Annotated in this window: 1 protein-coding gene; it reads right to left on the reverse strand. The window is 73.0% G+C overall.

Annotation, left to right across the window (positions count from 1 at the left end):
• The coding region (locus HC031_RS32105; protein ID WP_240943296.1) for a condensation domain-containing protein at positions 1 to 2,661 on the reverse strand (2,661 nt) is incomplete at both ends.

The following is a 2,661-nucleotide window of genomic DNA, read 5'->3' on the forward strand; positions in this document are numbered from 1 at the left end:
TCCGAGGCCTCGGCGGACAGCGCCACCCGTACCGCCTCGACGGACTCGGTGCGGTGCGCCTCGACGGGCAGCCGGTCGTACGGCAGCGGCGTGGGGTCGGCGAAACCGGCGAGCACGTCCCGCCAGTACTCCTCGGCGCGCCTGAGGTCCTGCCCGCGCAGCCACTGCAGGTACTCCCGGAACGGGCGGCGCGCCACGAGCGCCGGCTGGCGGCCACCGACGATCGCCGCGTACTGCTCGCACACCTCAGCGAACACCTGACCCAGGCTCCAGCCGTCGAGCACGATGTGGTGCGAGCGCCAGACCAGCAGTACCCGGTCGTCGGTGATCCGGGCGATGGCCAGCCGCATCAGCGGGGCGGTGGCCAGGTCGAGGTCCCAGACGCGGTCGTCGGCCAGCAGCCGCGCCTCCGCCCGGTCCCTGTCCTCATCGGACAGCCCGCGCCAGTCGACATGCTCGACCGGCAGGGTCACCCGCCGGTGTACGACCTGCAGCGGCTCGTCGACGCCTTCCCACACGATGCCGCTGCGCAGCACCGGCGTCCGGTCGATCACGCGCTGCCACGCCTCGGCCAGCGCGTACGGGTCGGGCACGCCGTCGAGCAGCAGTCTCGCCTGGTCGACGTACACGTCCGAGCCCCTGTCGACCAGGCTGTGGAACAGCATTCCGGTCTGCAACGGCGTCAACGGGTAGATGTCCTCGACATCCCGGCCGTCGCCGGCGAGGCGATCCACGGTCGCCTGGTCGAGGCCCGCGAGCGGGAAGTCCGACGGGGTACGGCCGCCGGCGTCGGGCCGGGCGCAGTACTCGACGATCTCACGCAGCGCCCCGATCATCCGCTCCGCGACCCGGCGCACCGTCTCCTCGTCGTGCACCTGGTCGGAGTACATCCAGACCAGCTCCAGCTCGCCACCGTCGACCATCCCGGTGACGTCGAGCAGATAGTCGGCCGGCTCGTCAGGCGCGAGGTCGGGGCCGATCGGCTGGTCGAGACTGTCGCCGCTCGACCGGTACAGCCCCGCCTCGCCGGTCGACCCACCCCACTGGCCGTGGTAGTTGAAGCAGATCCGGGGCGTCGGGTCGGCGGCGAGCGTGTCACCCGTACCGAGGTAGCGCAGCGCCTCGTAGCTCAGGCCGCGGTGGGGTACGGCGCGCAGCTGCTCCTTGACCGACTTGAGCACCGTTGCCCAGTCCGCGTCGGCGGGCACGGCCAGCCCGAGCGGGAACTGGCTGGTGAACCAGCCGACCGTACGGGACAGGTCGACGCCGTCGAGGATCTCCTCCCGACCGTGGCCCTCCAGGGCGATGAGGGTACGGTCCCGGCCGGTCCACTCCGCCAGCGCCCGGCCGAGGGCGGCGAGCAGCACGTCGTTGACCTGGGTGCGGTACACGCCCGGCACCCGGTGCAGCAGGGCGTCGGTGTCGGACCGGCCGAGCCGGACGGTGAGCCGCCGGACGGAACCGGCGGTGTTGACGCCGGTACGGTCGACCGACAGGTCGGCCGGGGCGTCCGCTGTCACCGCGGTCCAGTAGGACAGCGCGTCGTCGAACCCGCCGTCGCGCACGTACCGGGCGAGCTCGTGGGCCCACCGGGTGAACGGGGTGCCGGACGGCTCCAGCTCCACCGGCTGTCCGGCAGCGGCGTGCCGGTAGGCGGCTTCGAGGTCGCCGAGCAGGATGCGCCAGGACACGCCGTCGATGACGAGGTGGTGGGCGGTGAGGAGCAGGTACGGCCGCCGGCCCGGGCCGCGCCGGAACAGTACGGCCCGTAGCATCCGGCCGGCCTCGAGGTCCAGGTCGGAGCGGGCCGCGGTGGCGACGGCCTCGATCCGGGAGCGCTGCTCATCGGCGTCCATCGTGGATATGTCGTGCCGGTCGAGCACTCCGGCGCTCGGCTGCGCCGGGGTCGGCTCCTGGCGCCACTCTCCGCCGACGCGCGCGTACCGCATCCGCAGCGCGTCGTGATGGGCCACGACCGCGTCGACGGCGATGCCTAGGGCCTCGTCGTCGACCTCCTCGGTCAGCTCCAGCAGCATCGACATGGTGAAGTGGCGTAACGGTCCATGGCTGGCGAAGAACCAGCGCTGGATCGGGGTCATGGGCGCCGGCCCGAGGTCGCGCTGCTCGTCGCCGACCTCGCCAGGGGCGGGCTGCGCGGCGACGACGGTGGCCAGCTCGGCGATCGTCTGGTGCTGGAAGACGTCCCGGGAGGTCAGCCGCAGTCCGGCCTGGCGAGCGCGGGAGACCAACTGGATGCTCAGGATCGAGTCGCCACCGAGGGAGAAGAAGTTGTCGTCGACCCCGACGAGGTCGTGGCCCAGCACGCCGGCCCAGACCTCAGCGAGGGCCCGCTCGACCGGGGTGCGCGGCGCGACGTACGGCGTCTCCGCCTCCTGCGGCCCCTCCGGGGCGGGCAGGGCGCGCCGGTCGACCTTTCCGCTGGTGGTCTTCGGCAGCGCGGCGAGGACCACGAACGCCGTCGGCACCATGTAGTCGGGCAGGGTCTCCTTCAACGCGCCGCGCAGCGCGGCCGGGCTCGGCGCCTCGCCACCAGCGGGTACGAGGTAGGCGACGAGGCGCTGGTGCCCGTCGTCGTCGCGGGCGACGACGACGGCTTCGGCGATGTCGGGCCGGCGTAGCAGGGCCGCTTCGATTTCGCCG

It is taken from the genome of Planosporangium thailandense, from assembly GCF_011947195.1.
Classification (GTDB): domain Bacteria; phylum Actinomycetota; class Actinomycetes; order Mycobacteriales; family Micromonosporaceae; genus Planosporangium; species Planosporangium thailandense.